The organism is Chryseobacterium mulctrae (assembly GCF_006175945.1).
GTDB classification, from domain to species: Bacteria; Bacteroidota; Bacteroidia; order Flavobacteriales; family Weeksellaceae; genus Chryseobacterium; species Chryseobacterium mulctrae.
This window is the reverse complement of sequence record NZ_VAJL01000001.1, coordinates 4,290,850-4,307,177: the sequence shown is the minus strand read 5'-3', so window position 1 is coordinate 4,307,177 and position 16,328 is coordinate 4,290,850. Positions and strand designations below refer to the sequence as shown.

At 34.5% G+C, this 16,328-nt stretch carries 13 protein-coding genes; 7 read left to right on the top strand and 6 right to left on the bottom strand.

From position 1 onward, the window contains the following. Positions 1 to 6 precede the first annotated feature (6 nt). The 4 genes from FDY99_RS20060 (at position 7) to FDY99_RS20045 (ending at position 5,833) form a co-directional block, all read left to right on the top strand. Positions 7 to 1,344 carry a TolC family protein gene (locus FDY99_RS20060; RefSeq protein WP_228448875.1) on the top strand — a complete coding sequence of 446 codons (1,338 nt, stop codon included), beginning with the start codon at positions 7 to 9 and terminating at the stop codon, positions 1,342 to 1,344. 5 nt (positions 1,345 to 1,349) lie between these two features. Further along, positions 1,350 to 2,396 carry an HlyD family secretion protein gene (locus tag FDY99_RS20055; protein ID WP_102980223.1) on the top strand — a complete coding sequence of 349 codons (1,047 nt, stop codon included), beginning with the start codon at positions 1,350 to 1,352 and terminating at the stop codon, positions 2,394 to 2,396. A 470-nt stretch (positions 2,397 to 2,866) separates the two neighbouring features. Continuing rightward, positions 2,867 to 4,429, top strand: coding sequence for an MFS transporter (locus tag FDY99_RS20050; protein ID WP_139423460.1), 1,563 nt, complete (start codon positions 2,867 to 2,869; stop codon positions 4,427 to 4,429). 42 nt (positions 4,430 to 4,471) lie between these two features. Beyond that, a complete protein-coding gene (locus FDY99_RS20045; protein ID WP_139423459.1) occupies positions 4,472 to 5,833 on the top strand; it encodes an aldehyde dehydrogenase in 1,362 nt (453 codons plus the stop codon). 36 nt (positions 5,834 to 5,869) lie between these two features. Here FDY99_RS20045 and FDY99_RS20040 read toward each other — a convergent pair whose 3' ends face one another. Further along, the gene (locus FDY99_RS20040) at positions 5,870 to 6,445 is read right to left on the bottom strand and encodes a thioredoxin family protein (RefSeq protein WP_139423458.1); all 576 of its coding nucleotides are present in this window, start codon (positions 6,443 to 6,445) and stop codon (positions 5,870 to 5,872) included. A gap of 77 nt (positions 6,446 to 6,522) precedes the next feature. Here FDY99_RS20040 and FDY99_RS20035 point away from each other — a divergent pair, with 77 nt between their 5' ends. Genes FDY99_RS20035 through FDY99_RS20025 form a run of 3 tightly spaced genes read left to right on the top strand, consistent with a single transcriptional unit; the run spans position 6,523 to position 8,975 of the window. Beyond that, positions 6,523 to 7,401 carry a lysophospholipid acyltransferase family protein gene (locus FDY99_RS20035; protein ID WP_139423457.1) on the top strand — a complete coding sequence of 293 codons (879 nt, stop codon included), beginning with the start codon at positions 6,523 to 6,525 and terminating at the stop codon, positions 7,399 to 7,401. Further along, positions 7,402 to 8,391, top strand: a complete 990-nt coding sequence (locus FDY99_RS20030; RefSeq protein WP_139423456.1) for a glycosyltransferase family 2 protein — start codon at positions 7,402 to 7,404, stop codon at positions 8,389 to 8,391. It abuts the gene before it with no gap. Positions 8,392 to 8,420: 29 nt separating this feature from the next. Continuing rightward, a complete protein-coding gene (locus tag FDY99_RS20025; RefSeq protein ID WP_139423455.1) occupies positions 8,421 to 8,975 on the top strand; it encodes a 3'-5' exonuclease in 555 nt (184 codons plus the stop codon). Between the two features lie 95 nt (positions 8,976 to 9,070). On the opposite strand, the gene apaG is transcribed toward FDY99_RS20025, so the two are convergent. The 5 genes from apaG to FDY99_RS20000 form a co-directional block, all read right to left on the bottom strand. Next, entirely contained in the window at positions 9,071 to 9,457 is a 387-nt protein-coding gene (gene apaG, locus FDY99_RS20020) for a Co2+/Mg2+ efflux protein ApaG (RefSeq protein WP_102980216.1), read from the bottom strand. Between the two features lie 82 nt (positions 9,458 to 9,539). Further along, positions 9,540 to 10,784, bottom strand: a complete 1,245-nt coding sequence (gene odhB / locus FDY99_RS20015) for a 2-oxoglutarate dehydrogenase complex dihydrolipoyllysine-residue succinyltransferase (protein ID WP_139423454.1) — start codon at positions 10,782 to 10,784, stop codon at positions 9,540 to 9,542. Positions 10,785 to 10,890: 106 nt separating this feature from the next. Next, entirely contained in the window at positions 10,891 to 13,704 is a 2,814-nt protein-coding gene (locus FDY99_RS20010; RefSeq protein ID WP_102980215.1) for a 2-oxoglutarate dehydrogenase E1 component, read from the bottom strand. Positions 13,705 to 13,827: 123 nt separating this feature from the next. After that, positions 13,828 to 14,973: an SRPBCC domain-containing protein gene (locus tag FDY99_RS20005; protein ID WP_228448873.1), complete on the bottom strand. Its 1,146-nt coding sequence runs from the start codon at positions 14,971 to 14,973 to the stop codon at positions 13,828 to 13,830. 84 nt (positions 14,974 to 15,057) lie between these two features. Further along, the gene (locus tag FDY99_RS20000) at positions 15,058 to 16,326 is read right to left on the bottom strand and encodes a glucose-1-phosphate adenylyltransferase (protein WP_139423453.1); all 1,269 of its coding nucleotides are present in this window, start codon (positions 16,324 to 16,326) and stop codon (positions 15,058 to 15,060) included. Between the last annotated feature and the right edge of the window lie 2 nt (positions 16,327 to 16,328).

Here is a 16,328-nt window from a genome sequence, read left to right as displayed (position 1 = left end):
TAAATTATGAAAATGATATTTGGCGCACACAGATATCACTGTATGGCGTTGTGCTTATTATTGATAAGCAGTTTTCTACATTCACAGATGATCGATTATCAACATCTCAGCTTACAACAAGCTGTTGAGATTGGATTAAAGAACAATAAAAAAATTCAGATCAGTCATTTAAAAAATGAAATGTCGGAGACCAAAGAGAAAGATCTCAAAATGGAAAAACTTCCGGATATTGAATTTCACACAAGTTATAATCAGGTTTCAAATCTTTTTCAACATGAAAATGGCGTATTTGGAAAAGCAACAAAGTATGATATCATCAATGGAATGTATGATTTTACGCTTTCAGCTTCAATCCCAGTTTATATGGGTGGAAAAATTAAAAATATTGAAAAAAAAGCAGCCATTGACACTGAAATTTCTTCATTAAAAACGCATTTAGACAAAAGACAATTAACGATGGAGATCATCACCGCTTTTCTTCAGATTCATCATTTAAAAGAACAGCAAGGTTTAATCAATGATAAAATGCATGAAGATTCTGTCAATATTAAACAGGTAAAAGCTTTAAAAGCAAACGGTGTTGTAACGGTAAATGAAGTCTTGAGAACATCTTTACAGCTTTCTAACCATAAAATGAGTTGGACAGAACTGGATAATGATGTACAAATTGCCGAACATAAATTAAAAACCATTCTGTCGCTTCCGGAAAATCAGGAAATGCATGTTGATACGGAAGATTTGATTTCAGAAAATGCAGAAATTCCTTACGTCAATGAATTAACGGAAACTGCTTTGCATAAAAACGAATCTGCTGAAATGGCGACCAAAAATCTTTCGTTGAAGGAATTAGACAAAAAAATTACAAAAGCTAATTATTTACCGAAAATTACAGCAGGTGGAGAATATTTTATGAAATATCCGAATATGATGTTTTTTCCACCCGAACCTTATGCGTATCGTTTAGGAATGATCGGTGTCAATCTTACCTATCCTATCGAAAGTCTGTATAAAAACAAATACAAAATGCAGGAAGCAAGGGAAAATATTAACCTTGCCAAATTGCAGATCGAGGAAAATGAAGAAAACATCAGACATAATGTTTATGAAGCTTACAAAAAGTTTGAAGAAACCGATCAGAAAGTGAGCATCGCAGAAGAAGCTATTAATCAGGCTAAGGAAAACTACAGAATTGTAAGAAAGAAATACACCAACAAATTAAGCTTGATCACCGAATTAATCGATGCAGACAACGCTTATCTGGAAGCTCAATCTAATTTAATTTCAGTAAAAATAAATCGTCAACTAAAATATTACCAACTCCAATATACTATTGGAAACCTATAAAAACTATGGCACAAAAGCAATTAACACGAAAGGAAAAAAGAATCAACAAGACGATTACTTTATTAGCCTGGATCCTCATCATCACCGGAATTACCGGAATGCTAAGCTTTTATCTTTTTTCAAGAAAAAACGTGACGACCAACGATGCGCAAATCGAACAATATATTACGCCAGTTTCAAGCAAAGTTTCGGGGTTTATTCAAACTATTAAGTTTAACGAAAATCAATTCGTTCACAAAGGAGATACTTTAATTATTATCGACAATCGCGAATTTGTCAATCAGGTAAAAATGGCTGAAGCCAGCCTTAATGCAAACTCTGAGAACATTAACACCATCGAAAGCGGAGTAAACACAAAAGCAAGCGACACTAAAATTATTGATGCAAAAATAGCTTCCGCCAAAATAGACATCTGGAGAACCGAACAGGATTTTAAAAGATATAAAAACTTGGTTTCGGAAGATGCCGCAACTGAACAGCAATTTGAAAATGCAAAAGCTTCTTATGAGCAGGCAAAAGCCAATCTTTTAGCTTTAGAGCAGCAGAAAAATGCAGTGAGAGCCAGTGTAAATGAACAGGAAACTAAAGTTGCTCCGGTAAAAAGCCAGATTCAGCAAAGTTCTGCCAATCTGAATAATGCTAAACTTTTCCTTTCTTACACGGTAGTTACAGCGCCTTACGACGGTTGGGTCGGTAAGAAAACCATTCAGGAAGGTCAATTGATCAAAGAAGGTCAGGCTTTAGTACAAATTGTGAGCAAAGAAAAATGGATCATTGCCAATTATAAAGAAACTCAGTTAGGAGAAATCGACCAGAATAAAGAAGTTATCATCACCGCAGATGCTTATCCGAATGCTGAATTCAAAGGAAAAATAGTTTCCGTTTCCCCAGCTTCAGGTTCTCAGTTTTCTTTGATAAAACCGGATAATGCAACAGGAAATTTCGTAAAAATCGAACAAAGATTTCCGGTGAAAATTATTCTTGAGAACAATCAGAATAACGAAAAACTACTCTCCGGAATGAATGTTCTGGTGAGCGCGAAAAAGATATAGAGTTTGAGGGTGGGAGTGTTTTAGAGTTTTAGAAGAGAAACATTCTGCTAACATTTTCAAATTATCTCATTGTCAAATTAAAATATTTTAGCGGAAAGACAGAATCGCAATTTTGCCATCTTACCTTTACTTTTATTCCTTGCTTTTTTGTCTTTTCGCATTTTTTCACTAATAATAATTTTATTTAAACTCTTTAAGCAAGTTTGTCATTCCATAGGAATCTAAACATAGTATTCTATCGGAAAGATTGGAGCCTAGATCCCTACGGAATTACAAGTTCTGTATAATGGATAAACATTGAAGGAATGACTCAACTCTAGCCCCGATTGCAACGGCATCCTTTTGTGTAGCGAAGCGAAACAAAAGATATAGTGGAAAGCGGGATTAAGCTCCTAAAAAAATTAAACAAAATAATATAAAATACAATCGACAATTGGCTAATAAGCTGATTCGCTTTTTAAAGAAAAATCATGCATCACAATACAGTTTATCATAAATGGGTGCCTCAATGGCTGAAATTACCGCTTTTGATTTTAGCTCTTTTTCCTCACCTGATGTTGTTGTCGCTTTTGCACTCCAACAGTGCTTTTACCTCTTCATTCATGGATGCAGATTCCGATGATATTCAATATTTGATGATCTTAATGTACGGAACATTTGTGGTTACTCTTTTGGTAATACAAAGATTTATGGCGTATTTCAGTGTGAAATATTACACGTTGCTGATGTCTTCCGTTTCCATTCTTATTCTTTATGCTCTGTCCATTACCAACGACTATCATATTATTCTGGTCATTCGTGTCCTGGAAGGAATTTTCGGAGTTCTGGAAGGTGCTATATTCTTACCGTTGATCATTGCCGAACTGAAAACAAAACACGCCAAAGAAATTGCCTATCTTTTTATGTATACCATTATTCTCACCGGCGGAACGATCACCACTTCCCTTTTGAAGTCGAGTATTGAAGATTACGATTTTCAGCACATGATCTTAATGATGGTTTATTTTCATGTTTTTGTTTTAATTATTGCTGTTGCTATTTTTAATAAAAACAGATTTTTTGCAAAGAAACCATTGTACCAATTGGATATTGCGAGCTGGTTTTTGCTTTGGTTGTGCCTGCAATCAGGAGCATATGCAATTATTTACGGAAAGAGATTAATGTGGTTTGAATCAAATATTATCATACTCTGTCTTTTTATCTGTATGATTTCCGGAGGTTTATTTATGCTAAAACAAAGAAATTCGGCAAGACCTTTTTTTCATTTTGAAGTATTCAGTTCTAAAAATGTGATCGTTGGTGTCATACTTTTCTTCATCTTTTATATTTTGAGAGCAAGCATCAATAACGTTTACAATATTATGGCAACCGTTTGGAAATGGCCGTGGGATTATATTGTAGAAATTCAGTACTGGAATGTTGCAGGAACACTTTTAGGCGTTTTTCTGTCTGCACTTTGTATTACAAAAGGAGCTTCATCACGATTGGTTTTCTTCAGCGGTTTTTTAATTTTAGCAATAGATTGTGCCTGGTTTACGTATACTTTTTATCCCGATACGACGCTTCAAACGATTTGTCCGCCCTTATTTCTTCAGGGAGTCGGGCAAGGATTGCTTTTCACACCTTTGGTATTTTTTCTCATTGCAGGAATGCCCGAACAATACGTTTCCAATGCAACGGCAGTCGGAACTTCCACAAGATTCTGGACAACCGCAATAGGATATGCATTAATGCAAAATTTGATGTTATTTTTAACTTTAAAACATTCAGACACATTAAGTTCCCAATTTACCGATACCAATCCTATTTTCTACTCACAATGGAGTCATATCTTTGGAGCAAACATATCAAAACTTCCGGTAAACGAGTCGATATCTATGACAGCAGGAGCTTTTAAAGCAAAAATTAATGCACAAGCCATTCTTCTTTCTAATATGGAAATTTTCACAGGATTATTTTGGTTAGCATTGATTACAGCATTTGTCGTTTTACTGTATCATCCGGTAAAAATTGCGGTGAGGAATATTCTTTAAATTTTAGGCAGAAGTTTTGATATGTTTTCTGAAATTTGATTTATGGAAATTCAGGAAATTGTATCAAAGCAGAAAGCGTTTTTCAAAACACAGCAAACGAAAAATTTAAGATTCAGAAAAATGTATCTTGAAAAACTTCGGGATTTGATTTTAGAAAACGAAAACCTTTTATATGAAACGATTTACAAAGATTTCGGGAAATCAAAATTTGATACATTTACCACAGAAATTTCCTTTGTTTTAAATGATATTAAATATTATCTAAAGAATTTAAAATCACTTTCAAAACCCAAAAAAGTAAGAACAAATCTTGCTAATCAATTCGGAAAAAGCAGAATTCACAACGAACCTTTAGGAAACATCTTGGTTATTGGAGCCTGGAATTATCCTTATCAGCTTTCATTATCTCCAATTGTTGCAGCTTTAGCAGCCGGAAACTGCTGTATTTTAAAACCCAGCGAAATTGCCGAAAATACAATGAAAGTGATGGCAAAAATCATCAATAAAAATTTTCCACCGGAATATTTATACGTTTATGAAGGTGGAATTGACGAGACCACAGAACTTTTAAAGCTCAAATTCGATAAAATATTCTTTACTGGAAGTACAAAAATTGGCAATATCGTTTACAAAGCTGCAGCAGAAAATTTAACTCCGGTTGTTTTGGAATTGGGAGGAAAATCACCTGCAATCATTACTAAAGATGCTAATCTTGAAGTCGCTGCTAAAAGAATTGTTTGGGGGAAATTTTTAAATGCCGGACAAACCTGTGTTGCTCCGGATTACTTATTGGTCGAAGAATCTATACAGGAACAGTTTTTAGAAATGTTGAGAAAAAACATTCAGCAATTTAAATATGAACCTCAATCTGAACATTATACAAAAATCATTAATCAAAAGAATTTTCAACGATTAATAAAGCTCATTGATCAGGATAAAATTTATTTTGGCGGAAATTCTGATGAAGAAAATCGATATATAGAACCCACAATCTTAACAAATATTAATTGGAAAGATGAAGTAATGCAGGAAGAAATTTTCGGTCCTATTTTACCCGTCATTTCTTTTACCAATTTTAATTTGATTTTAAATGAAATTATAGAACTCGAAAAACCTTTGGCCGCTTATTTATTCACCAATAATTCTGAAGAAAAAGAAAACTTCAAGAATAAACTTTCTTTTGGTGGAGGTTGTATTAACGACGTGATCATGCATTTAGGAAATGAAAACCTTCCCTTTGGTGGCGTTGGAAATTCCGGAATCGGAAATTACCATGGAAAATTTGGTTTTGAAACCTTTTCACATCAAAAAGCTGTTTTAGAAAGAGCAACCTGGGGCGAACCTAATATAAAATATCCGCCTTATTCTGAGAAAAAGCTAAGCTGGATTAAAAGATTGATGTAAATAAAAAAACCGAGAGAATTTCTCGGTTTTACTTTTTTATGATTTCGGAGCCCATTGGTTAAAAAATGCTTTCGTTTTTTCCAAACTGTAGCCTTTTCCTTCTTCCAGAACGTCACTTTGCTGTACATGAATCATTTTACCCGTTTTATCTAAAACAATAAAAACAGGATATCCGAATTTCTCTCCCGGATTTCCGTATTGACTAAAAACTTTTTCATTTTTATTATCCGGAGAATAATTTAAATGATAATAAAGATAATTTTTATCTACAATTTTCTTCAATTCCGGAGTTGTCTGTACATATTGGTTGAATCTCAAACACCAGATACACCAGTTTCCTCCCGCCTGAATCATAATATTTTTTCCTTCTTTTTTAGCCTGAGCTATAAGTTTATTGATATCAGCCTGCGCATCTGCTTTAGAATCATAAGGTTTGGGCAGTTTTGCTTTTTCTTCTGCCGCAGCTTTTTTCTTCGCTTCCAGTTCTGCTGCATCACTTTTCACCAACAAAGCTTTATCGTTTGAATTTTTAACTTTTGTTGGTTGATCTATCTTCTGTGCAAAAGCCAATGTGCTTAAGGCAAGAAGAGCTACTAACGACATTTTTTTCATACTTTAAAAATAAAAATAATAGTTATTACCAGCAAAAATGAAACCATATTTTTTTTATCACTAAATTTGCATACTTTATGAATCTTCTGATAAAAATACTTTTCCTGATTTCTAAGATGCCGCTTAAAATATTATATATTTTTTCGGATATCATCTTCTTTTTAAATTTCTATTTTGTAGGCTACAGAAAGAAAATTATTACCCAAAATCTAAAAAATTCTTTTCCTGAAAAAACAGATCAGGAAATTAAAGAAATAAGAAAGAAATTCTATTTAAATTTTTCGGATTATCTTGCAGAAACAGTAAAATCTTTCAGTATTTCTGAAACAGAATCCCGTGTAAGAATGCAGCATATTAATCAGCATTTATTTCACGAAGCTAAAGCTGAAGGTAAAAATATCATTCTGATGGCGGGACATGTTTTCAATTGGGAATGGATGAATGCTTTGGCAACATTAACTCCGCAAAAAAATTCACATCCGGTTTACAGAAAAGTAAACAGCAGCTTCTGGGAAGATCAGATGAAGAAAGTCCGTAATAAATTCGGAAACGAAGCTCTGGAAGCCAATGAAGTGATTTTAAATATTTTCAGAAACCAAAACGACGGGGAATCTATTTATATGTTTGTGGCAGATCAAACTCCGCATGTTGCTCACGTCAATTATGGTTTAAAATTTTTAAATCAGCGAACTCCTGCTTTTATCGGTTATGATAAATTAGCAACAAGAATGGATCTGATTTTTATTTACTGTGAAATGAAGAAGGTAAAAAGAGGTTTTTATCAGGTTAATTATCACAGAATTTATCCGGATGGAGAAAAGTTTGTAAAGAATGAAGTGGTAAGAAAATTTCATCAACTGCTTGAAAATACCATCAGAAAAAACCCGGACAACTATCTTTGGTCACACAGAAAATGGAAATATCAGGATTCTATAAAAACTTATGACGGCGAATAAATGACAGAAAATTCTAAAAATATTGCCGTAGCAATCTTAAACTGGAACGGTAAAAACTGGTTACAAAAATTTCTTCCGAGCGTTATCCGTTTTTCTGAAGAAGCTGAAATATACGTTATCGATAATCATTCGACAGATGATTCTGTTGATTTTTTAAAACAAAACTTTCATACTGTAAAAATTGTAATTAATGATAAAAATTATGGTTTTGCAGGCGGTTATAATGAAGGTTTAAAAAAAATAAATGCGGAATATTACTGTCTTCTGAATTCTGATGTAGAAGTGACAGAAAACTGGATTAACCCTGTTTTAAATTTATTTGAAAAAGATCCTTCAATTGCTGCGATTCAGCCTAAAATTTTATCTTTTAATAATAAAAATTATTTTGAATTTGCCGGAGCTGCAGGTGGTTTGATCGATAATTTAGGTTATCCTTACTGCAGAGGAAGAGTTTTTGACGATGTGGAAGAAGACAAAGGACAATATAATGACGAAACTGAAATTTTCTGGGCTTCAGGATGTTGTTTTTTTATCAGATCAAAAGATTTTTGGGAACAGAATGGTTTTGATGAAAGATTTTTTGCCCATCAGGAAGAAATTGATCTTTGCTGGAGATTAATCAATTCAGGAAAAAAAATATTTTACACCGGAAAATCTGAAGTTTATCATGTCGGTGGTGGGACTTTAAACAAGCAAAGTGCTCAGAAAACATATTTAAACATCAGAAATAATCTTTCAATGATGCTTAAAAATCTACCTTTTCCAAAATTGATTGGGTTGATTTTTTTCAGGTTGTGTTTAGACGGAATTGCATCTTTATACTTTGCTTACAAAAACGGATTTTCACATCTTTGGGCAGTTGCAAGAGGACATTTTGGATTTTATGCCCAACTTCCTGAGACGATTAAGCGCCGTCAAAAGCATCAAAAATCAGAATACTACCAAAAAAAATGGCTTATTTTTAAGCACTTTTTAGGAGGTAAAAAATAATATCGTTTATCACTTATCATTAATAATTTATGGACTTCTGCGCATTAGATTTTGAAACCGCCACTCACGAGAGACATTCTGCCTGTGAATTGGGAATCTGTATTGTTCAGGATTCTAAAATCGTGGAGACCAAAACATGGCTGATAAAACCGCCAAGTTACCCTTATTTTCATCAGAGAAACATTGATGTACACGGCATTTTACCAAGTGATGTAAAAGACGCACCAAGGTTTGATGAAATCTGGTATGAAGTACAGGATATGATGTACGGAACTTTAATGATTGCTCACAATGCAAGTTTCGATGCAGGAGTTTTAAGAGGATGTCTTGATTATTACGGAATGTTTACCCCAAAATTGAATTATCTCTGCAGTATTCAGTTAGCCAAAAAATCTTGGAATTATCTTCCGAAATATGGCTTAAAACATCTTGCAGAATATCATGATATCCAGTTTAAACATCACAGAGCCGGAGATGATGCAGAAGCTTGTGCGAGAATTTCGCTTTTAGCTTTTGAAAAACTGTTTCTTACCAGCAATGATGAAGTTTCAGAGTTTATGAAGCAGAAAATTAAAGCTTTATAATTTCTACAGATTTTCAGAGATGGAAACAGATGAAAGAAAATTTAGACTAAAAAGCATTAAACTATCACCTAATAACAAATAACTATTAACCAATTTTAATTGCTTAAAACCTCAGACACCAGATTAAATTTAGGAATATCTATTTCAAACTGTTCTTTGGTATATAAGTTTTCAACCAAATATTTTCCGCTCATATTTCCTACGCCTGAACGTAGCATAACATTCGAAAAATAAGCAAAGTTATCTCCGATTTCTACATCCGGAGTCAATCCAATCACACCATCACCTACAACTTCTGTAAACCCAAATCCTACATCGAAAATAAGCCATTTTCTTTTAAGGACTTTAATCGGGAAATCACCATCGTTTTCAATCACAATGTTATACTTAAAAACGTAACGGTTTTCTGAAGGATAAGAGTTCATACTATCATATTCAGGGTCTACCGAAACTTTGATATTAGAAGTAATTTTAGAAAACATTTCATTCAATTTAAAACATTAAATACAAAAATCTCGCCTTTTTCAAGGCGAGATTGTAGATATATATCTATTTAAAAAAATATTATAATCCTAAGCCTTTTCTTTCGTCTCCACCCAATAGAATTTCTACCGGATTATCGATCCCTTCTTTTACCGCAACAAGGAACCCTACAGATTCTTTACCGTCGATAATTCTGTGATCGTAAGACATTGCAACATACATCATTGGTCTGATTACAACCTGTCCGTCAACCGCAACTGGTCTTTGGATAATGTTGTGCATTCCTAAAATTGCAGATTGTGGCGGGTTGATAATTGGCGTAGACAACATCGATCCGAAAGTACCACCATTTGTAATAGTGAAAGTACCACCAGTCATTTCGTCAACCGTAATTTTACCGTCTCTTACTTTGATAGCCAAATCTTTGATGTTTCCTTCAACGTTTGCGAAAGACATGTTTTCAGCATTTCTCAATACAGGAACCATCAATCCTTTAGGACCTGAAACTGCAATTGAAATATCGCAGAAATCATAATTAATTTTGAAGTCTCCATCGATAGATGCATTCACATCAGGATACATTTGTAATGCTCTTGTAACCGCTTTTGTAAAGAAAGACATGAAACCAAGTCCTACTCCGTGTTTTTGAGCAAATTCTTCTTTATATTGCTTTCTTAATCTGAAAATCTCAGACATATCAACTTCGTTGAAAGTCGTCAACATTGCAGTTTCGTTCTTTACAGAAACTAATCTCTGAGCGATTTTTCTTCTAAGAACTGAAAGTTTAGTTGTTGTAGTAGATCTTGCACCTGTAGCTGTTAAAGAGTTTCCTCCCATTGCAGGAACAGCAGCTAATTCAGCATCAGATTTAGAGATTCTTCCGTCTCTTCCAGAACCTGAAACCTGAGCAGCATCAATTCCTTTTTCGTCAAGAATTTTCTTGGCAGCCGGAGAAGGAGTTCCTGTAGCGTAGGATTGAGGAGCAGCCGGAGCTGGTTTTGGAGCTTCTACTTTTGCAGGTTCAGCAGCTTTAGCTTCTTCCTGTTTTGGAGCTTCAGCAGCAGGAGCAGCACCTTCCGGTTTAGCTGCAGCCATATCAATTAAACAAACAACCTGACCTACTTGTACCACATCACCTTCTTCAGCTTTTAAAGTGATAATACCACTTTCTTCTGCAGGTAATTCTAAAGTTGCCTTGTCTGAATCTACTTCAGCGATTGGTTGATCTTTTTGTACATAATCACCATCTTTTACAAGCCAAGTTGCAATTTCAACTTCTGTAATTGATTCTCCCGGTGAAGGAACTTTCATTTCTAAAATTGACATATCGTATTTTTTATTTTTTTAATTGATATTTATTAAGACTTTGAGAAAATAGATAAAAGATGAAAGACTAATTTCTAACCTCTAATTTCTAACTTCTATTTTTTTATTAAGCTGTTACTGGTCTTTTAGCCGGAGCATCGTCTCTGTCGAATACTCTGTTGATTACAGCATTTTGATTTTTTTCAAACATTTTGTGACTTCCCGGAGCCGGTGCACCACTTGGTACCGGAGAAACAACCTGAATTCCTGTATCTCTGAAATTTCTTAAGATATAAGACCAAGCTCCCATGTTTTCTGGTTCTTCCTGAGCCCAAATGATTGATTTTCTGTTATCATATTTAGCAAAAATAGCTTCGATAGCATCAGTTTGAAGCGGATATAACTGCTCGAATCTTACCAATGCAACATTTTCACAATTTAATTCTTCTTTTTTAGCTAATAATTCGAAGTATAATTTACCTGAACATAGAACTAATTTTTCAATTTTTGCAGGATCTGCAGTAGGATCATCTAAAATAGGCTGGAATCCTTTGTTTGAGAAATCTTCAAGCGGAGAAACCACTTTTGGATGTCTTAATAAAGATTTTGGACTCATTACGATCAATGGCTTTCTGAATGCCCATTTCAACTGTCTTCTTAATAAGTGGAAATAGTTTGCCGGAGAAGTAATATTCGCAACAACCATATTCTCATTAGCACAAAGCGTAAGGAATCTTTCCAATCTTGCTGAAGAGTGTTCTGCACCCTGTCCTTCTGAACCGTGAGGTAACAACATTACCAAACCGTCCTGAATTTTCCATTTTTCTTCTGCTGCAGCCAAATACTGGTCGACAATAATCTGAGCTCCGTTGACGAAATCTCCGAACTGAGCTTCCCAAATCGTTAAAGTATTCGGAGATGCCATTGCATACCCGTAATCAAATCCTAAAACTCCGTATTCTGAAAGGTGAGAATTGAAAACATCAAATCTGCTTTCTGAAACTTCTTTTAAAGGAACATACTCTTCTTCTGTATCTTCCGTTTTTACAACAGCATGTCTGTGAGAAAATGTACCTCTTTCCACATCTTCACCAGAAATTCTTACGTTGTGACCTTCTACAAGAAGTGTAGCATAAGCCAACCACTCTCCAAGAGCCCAATCTAAAGAGTTTGCCTCAATAGCTTTGATTCTGTTATCGAAAAGTCTTGTAATCTTATTGATGAATTTTTTATCAGCAGGAAGTGTTGACATTTTAATTGCCAATTCTTTTAGCTTAGCTAAATCATATTTTGTATCAACAGCATCTTGTACAGCTCCTCTTTTTGCAATCGGGAAATTCGTCCAGTCATCTGCCATGAAAATATCCATCACATTCTTTTCGATTTCCTTAGAAGCATCAAAGTCTTTATCTAAAAGCGCTTTGAATTCTGTTTCCATTTTTGCAATTACATCGTTTGATGTAACGTTGTCTTTCAACAGTTTATCTTTATAAATCTCTCTTGGGTTCTGGTGTTTTGAGATTAATTTATACAAATTAGGCTGTGTAAATCTTGGCTCATCACCTTCGTTATGACCATATTTTCTGTATCCTAATAAATCGATATAAACATCTTTACCAAATTTAGCTCTGAAATCAGCAGCAAAATGCATCGCATGAACTACCGCTTCTGCATCATCTGCATTTACGTGCATTACAGGAGATTCTGTTACTTTCGCAACATCTGTACAATACGTAGAAGATCTTGCATCCATATAATTGGTTGTAAATGAAACCTGGTTATTTACAACAATATGAACTGTACCTCCCGTTTTGTAACCGTCCAAAGTCATCATCTGAGCAACTTCGTAAGCAATACCCTGACCTGCCAATGCACCATCACCATGAATAATGATTGGTAAAACTTTAGAGTAATCTTTATACTTATCGTCTACTTTTGCACGGCAAATACCTTCTACCAAAGCAGCAACAGTTTCTAAGTGAGACGGGTTCGGAGTCAAATTAATTGCAACCTCTTCTCCAGAAGCTGTTTTTATTTTTTTAGATGAACCTAAGTGGTATTTTACGTCACCAGAGAATACATCTTCTTCAAATTCTTTTCCTTCAAATTCTGAGAAAATCTGCTTGTAAGATTTCCCGAAAATATTGGTTAAAACATTTAATCTTCCTCTGTGAGCCATCCCCAGAACAACCTCATCAACTCCTAACTGAGAAGATCTTGAGATCAACTGATCCAAAGCAGGAATTAAAGTTTCGCCACCTTCCAGTGAGAATCTTTTTTGCCCAACAAATTTTGTATGAAGATAATTTTCAAACGCAACCGCCTGATTTAATTTTAATAAAATTTCAGTTTTTTCGTTAGCCGAAAGAATTGGGTGGTTTTCGTTTACCTGAAGCCACTGCTTGATAAAGTCTTTCTCCTGAACGTTGTTGATGTGCATGTATTCCACACCAATAGAATCGCAGTAGATGCTTTGCAGGTGTGTAATCAAATCCTGTAAAGTTGCAGGACCTTTCATACCTGTTTCAACAGCGCAGTTGAATTTTGTATTTAAATCAGACTTGTCAAGCCCAAAATTTTCAATATCCAAAGTTGGCGTATAATGCCTTCTTTCACGCACCGGATTGGTTTTTGTAAACAAGTGACCTCTCGTTCTGTAAGCTTCAATAAGGTTTACCACCTTAAATTCCTTTTTGATGTGCTCCGGAACTTCACCGTTTGAAGCCGCCTGAGAAATCTGCTGCACTGCAGGTGAAGATTTCACCGAATTTTGCACGTACTGGATGCTTTCGTCATCACTGTAGTTCTCAATGGCAAAATCAAAGCCTTGAAAAAAGGCTTTCCATGATGGTTCTAAAGAGTCAGGAAATTTTAAGTATTGTTGGTATAAATCCTCAATTAACTGAGAATGAGCTGCGTTTAGGAATGAAAATCTGTCCATTATTACAGTTTATCTATTATTAAATTTTGTTTAACGTATTAATCTTCAAATTTAATAAAAAAAACCGAGTTGGGATAACCTCAAAACCTTAAAAAAAATATAAAAAAGAGAATTGGGAAAAAATCATCTATAAACAGAGAGAGAAAGTTTCATGTTAACATCCTGACCTTCCACAGGCGGCTCTATAAAAGTCTGATAAACATCACCATAGCGCATTTTGTCTTTCTTTGCTTTTTGTATAAGCTGCTGAATTGCTTTTATTCTTGCCGGATAAGATCCTTTGAAATAGATTACATAATTTTCTGTCGGGTTCACAGATCTGAAACTGAAATTATTATCTGAAATTCCAATTCTTTTTGATAATGGAATTCCGAAAAAATAAGATACCTCATTGTCTTTAAAATTGTCGGCATCGGTAATCAAAACAGGATATCCTACTTCATCACTTTTTTTACCTAAATCCATCGTCACAAAATTATTTATTTTGTTATAATTCATGACAATATTTCTGTACAAAGCATCTTTTTTATTAGAAGTACTTACATTCACCCCCAAAATCATTTTCTCCTCTTCCTTTTCCACCATAAGACTGTCGTATTTTATGGCAGCCAGCTGATTGTCTTTTTCTACTTTATTTCCTAAAACATTTTTAAGATTAAGCATGCTTTTCTCGATGTTATCCGCAAATTTATCTTCAGTCCAAAAATTCTGAGCTCTTGATAAAACTGATAACTTCGGAGTATGAACATACCAAGTGATCTTTGTTTTTTCAGCAGAAACTGCGGTAAATTTCACATCAATTAGAGTAGGATTTTCATCCTCATCTTCGAAAAGCTGATACCTCAGCGTTTTGTTTGGATTTTCGTAACGGATAAACATTTCGCCACCATCGTCGCTTTTAGGATCATTGTAACTAATTGCACTTCCTTTTCCTTCGTAAGGCGTGTAATAATCAATCGTAATGGTTTTTGAGCTGGAGAAAAAATTATTCCAACGAGTAAAATTCTGTAAATTATTAAACTGGTTGAAGACCTTTTCTAAAGGATAATCTACTTCTTTCTCTATCGTAAATTCTTTACTTTCATCTACAAAATAATACATGGAAGCCGCATAAGCTCCCACTAACAAAACTATAATAACCGCTATGATTTTAAAAAAACGCATCGTACAAAAGTAATACAAATAAAAAAAGTGACCAATATCTTGATCACTCTTGTTTTTTATTTTTGATGGGTGATGGAAGCTTGATGGCGGATGTTTGATATTCAACCGCAAAAATTTTGAATTAAAAACAAAACTTCAAAGTTATAATTTCTCAAAACATCCATCTTCCAGCATCAAACTTCTAGCCTTTTATCCAATGTGGGTTCCCGGAGGAAGTATCGCACCTTTTTTTACGACAACAATTCCATCCTGTACCGAATGCGTTCCGTAATCACCGTCCTGAAGGTGTTTCCCACCAATGATCCTTACATTATCACCGATGAAACAGTTTTTATCTAAAATCGCCTTCTCAATGTAGCAGTATTTCCCGATCCCCATGTTGGGCAAACCTTTTCGGTCGTTATTCACAATTTCTGTGGTATTTTGATAAAAATCGGCTCCCATAATATATGAATTAACGATGGTGCTACCTTTGTCAACTCTAGTACGATTTCCAATCACAGAATTTTCTATTTTATCTGCCATGATGATACATCCGTCTCCGAAAACAGCTTTACTTACATAAGAACCATTCACTTTTGATGGCGGAAGCATTCTTGCACGTGTAAAAATTGGTGCTGATGAAAACAAATTGAACTGGGGAAAATCATGACAAAGATCTAAGTTGGCTTCGTAGAAAGATTCAATGGTTCCAATATCCGTCCAGTAACCTTCGTATTGATAACTAAGCGTTGTATATTTTCCGATAGAATTTGGGATAATATCTTTTCCGAAATCATCTCCAGCTCCCTCATCAAACATTTTCTTTAAAATTGTTTTAGAAAAAATATAAATTCCCATCGAAGCTAAAAACTCTTTTCCTTTCGCTTTATTTTCTTCTGAAACTTCAGATTGTAGACCTTCAAGCTCATCAAATCCTGGTTTCTCAACGAATGAAGTGATATTTCCATCATCATCAGATTTTAAAATTCCAAAACCTGTTGCATCTTTTGCATTTACAGGAATCGTTGCAATTGTTACATCACCTCCATTATCGATATGAAAATCGAGCATTTCATTAAAATCCATCTGATACAGCTGATCTCCTGAAAGAATAAGAATATACTCATAATCGTATTTTTCAAGATGCTTCATTGATTGGCGAACCGCATCTGCAGTTCCCTGAAACCAGCTGTCACTGTCAACATTCTGCTCTGCTGCCAAAATATCTACAAAACCCTGACTGAAAATATCAAAGTGGTAAGAATTTTTAATGTGCGAGTTAAGAGAAGCCGAATTAAACTGAGTCAAAACCAGGATCTTATTTAATCCTGAATTCAAACAATTCGAGATCGGAATATCTACCAATCTGTATTTTCCTGCAATCGGAACAGCGGGTTTAGACCTTGTATAAGTCAATGGAAAAAGCCTTGTTCCTCTACCTCCTCCCAACACAATAGAAATAACGTTGTGTTTCATAA

What these genes read in the sequence shown, in the direction of transcription:
- FDY99_RS20060 (WP_228448875.1), top strand. Translation starts at nt 7, where the DNA reads ATGAAAATGATATTTGGCGCACACAGATATCACTGTATGGCGTTGTGC.
- FDY99_RS20055 (WP_102980223.1), top strand. Translation starts at nt 1,350, where the DNA reads ATGGCACAAAAGCAATTAACACGAAAGGAAAAAAGAATCAACAAGACG.
- FDY99_RS20050 (WP_139423460.1), top strand. Translation starts at nt 2,867, where the DNA reads ATGCATCACAATACAGTTTATCATAAATGGGTGCCTCAATGGCTGAAA.
- FDY99_RS20045 (WP_139423459.1), top strand. Translation starts at nt 4,472, where the DNA reads ATGGAAATTCAGGAAATTGTATCAAAGCAGAAAGCGTTTTTCAAAACA.
- FDY99_RS20040 (WP_139423458.1), bottom strand. Translation starts at nt 6,445, where the DNA reads ATGAAAAAAATGTCGTTAGTAGCTCTTCTTGCCTTAAGCACATTGGCT.
- FDY99_RS20035 (WP_139423457.1), top strand. Translation starts at nt 6,523, where the DNA reads ATGAATCTTCTGATAAAAATACTTTTCCTGATTTCTAAGATGCCGCTT.
- FDY99_RS20030 (WP_139423456.1), top strand. Translation starts at nt 7,402, where the DNA reads ATGACAGAAAATTCTAAAAATATTGCCGTAGCAATCTTAAACTGGAAC.
- FDY99_RS20025 (WP_139423455.1), top strand. Translation starts at nt 8,421, where the DNA reads ATGGACTTCTGCGCATTAGATTTTGAAACCGCCACTCACGAGAGACAT.
- apaG (WP_102980216.1), bottom strand. Translation starts at nt 9,457, where the DNA reads ATGTTTTCTAAAATTACTTCTAATATCAAAGTTTCGGTAGACCCTGAA.
- odhB (WP_139423454.1), bottom strand. Translation starts at nt 10,784, where the DNA reads ATGTCAATTTTAGAAATGAAAGTTCCTTCACCGGGAGAATCAATTACA.
- FDY99_RS20010 (WP_102980215.1), bottom strand. Translation starts at nt 13,704, where the DNA reads ATGGACAGATTTTCATTCCTAAACGCAGCTCATTCTCAGTTAATTGAG.
- FDY99_RS20000 (WP_139423453.1), bottom strand. Translation starts at nt 16,326, where the DNA reads ATGAAACACAACGTTATTTCTATTGTGTTGGGAGGAGGTAGAGGAACA.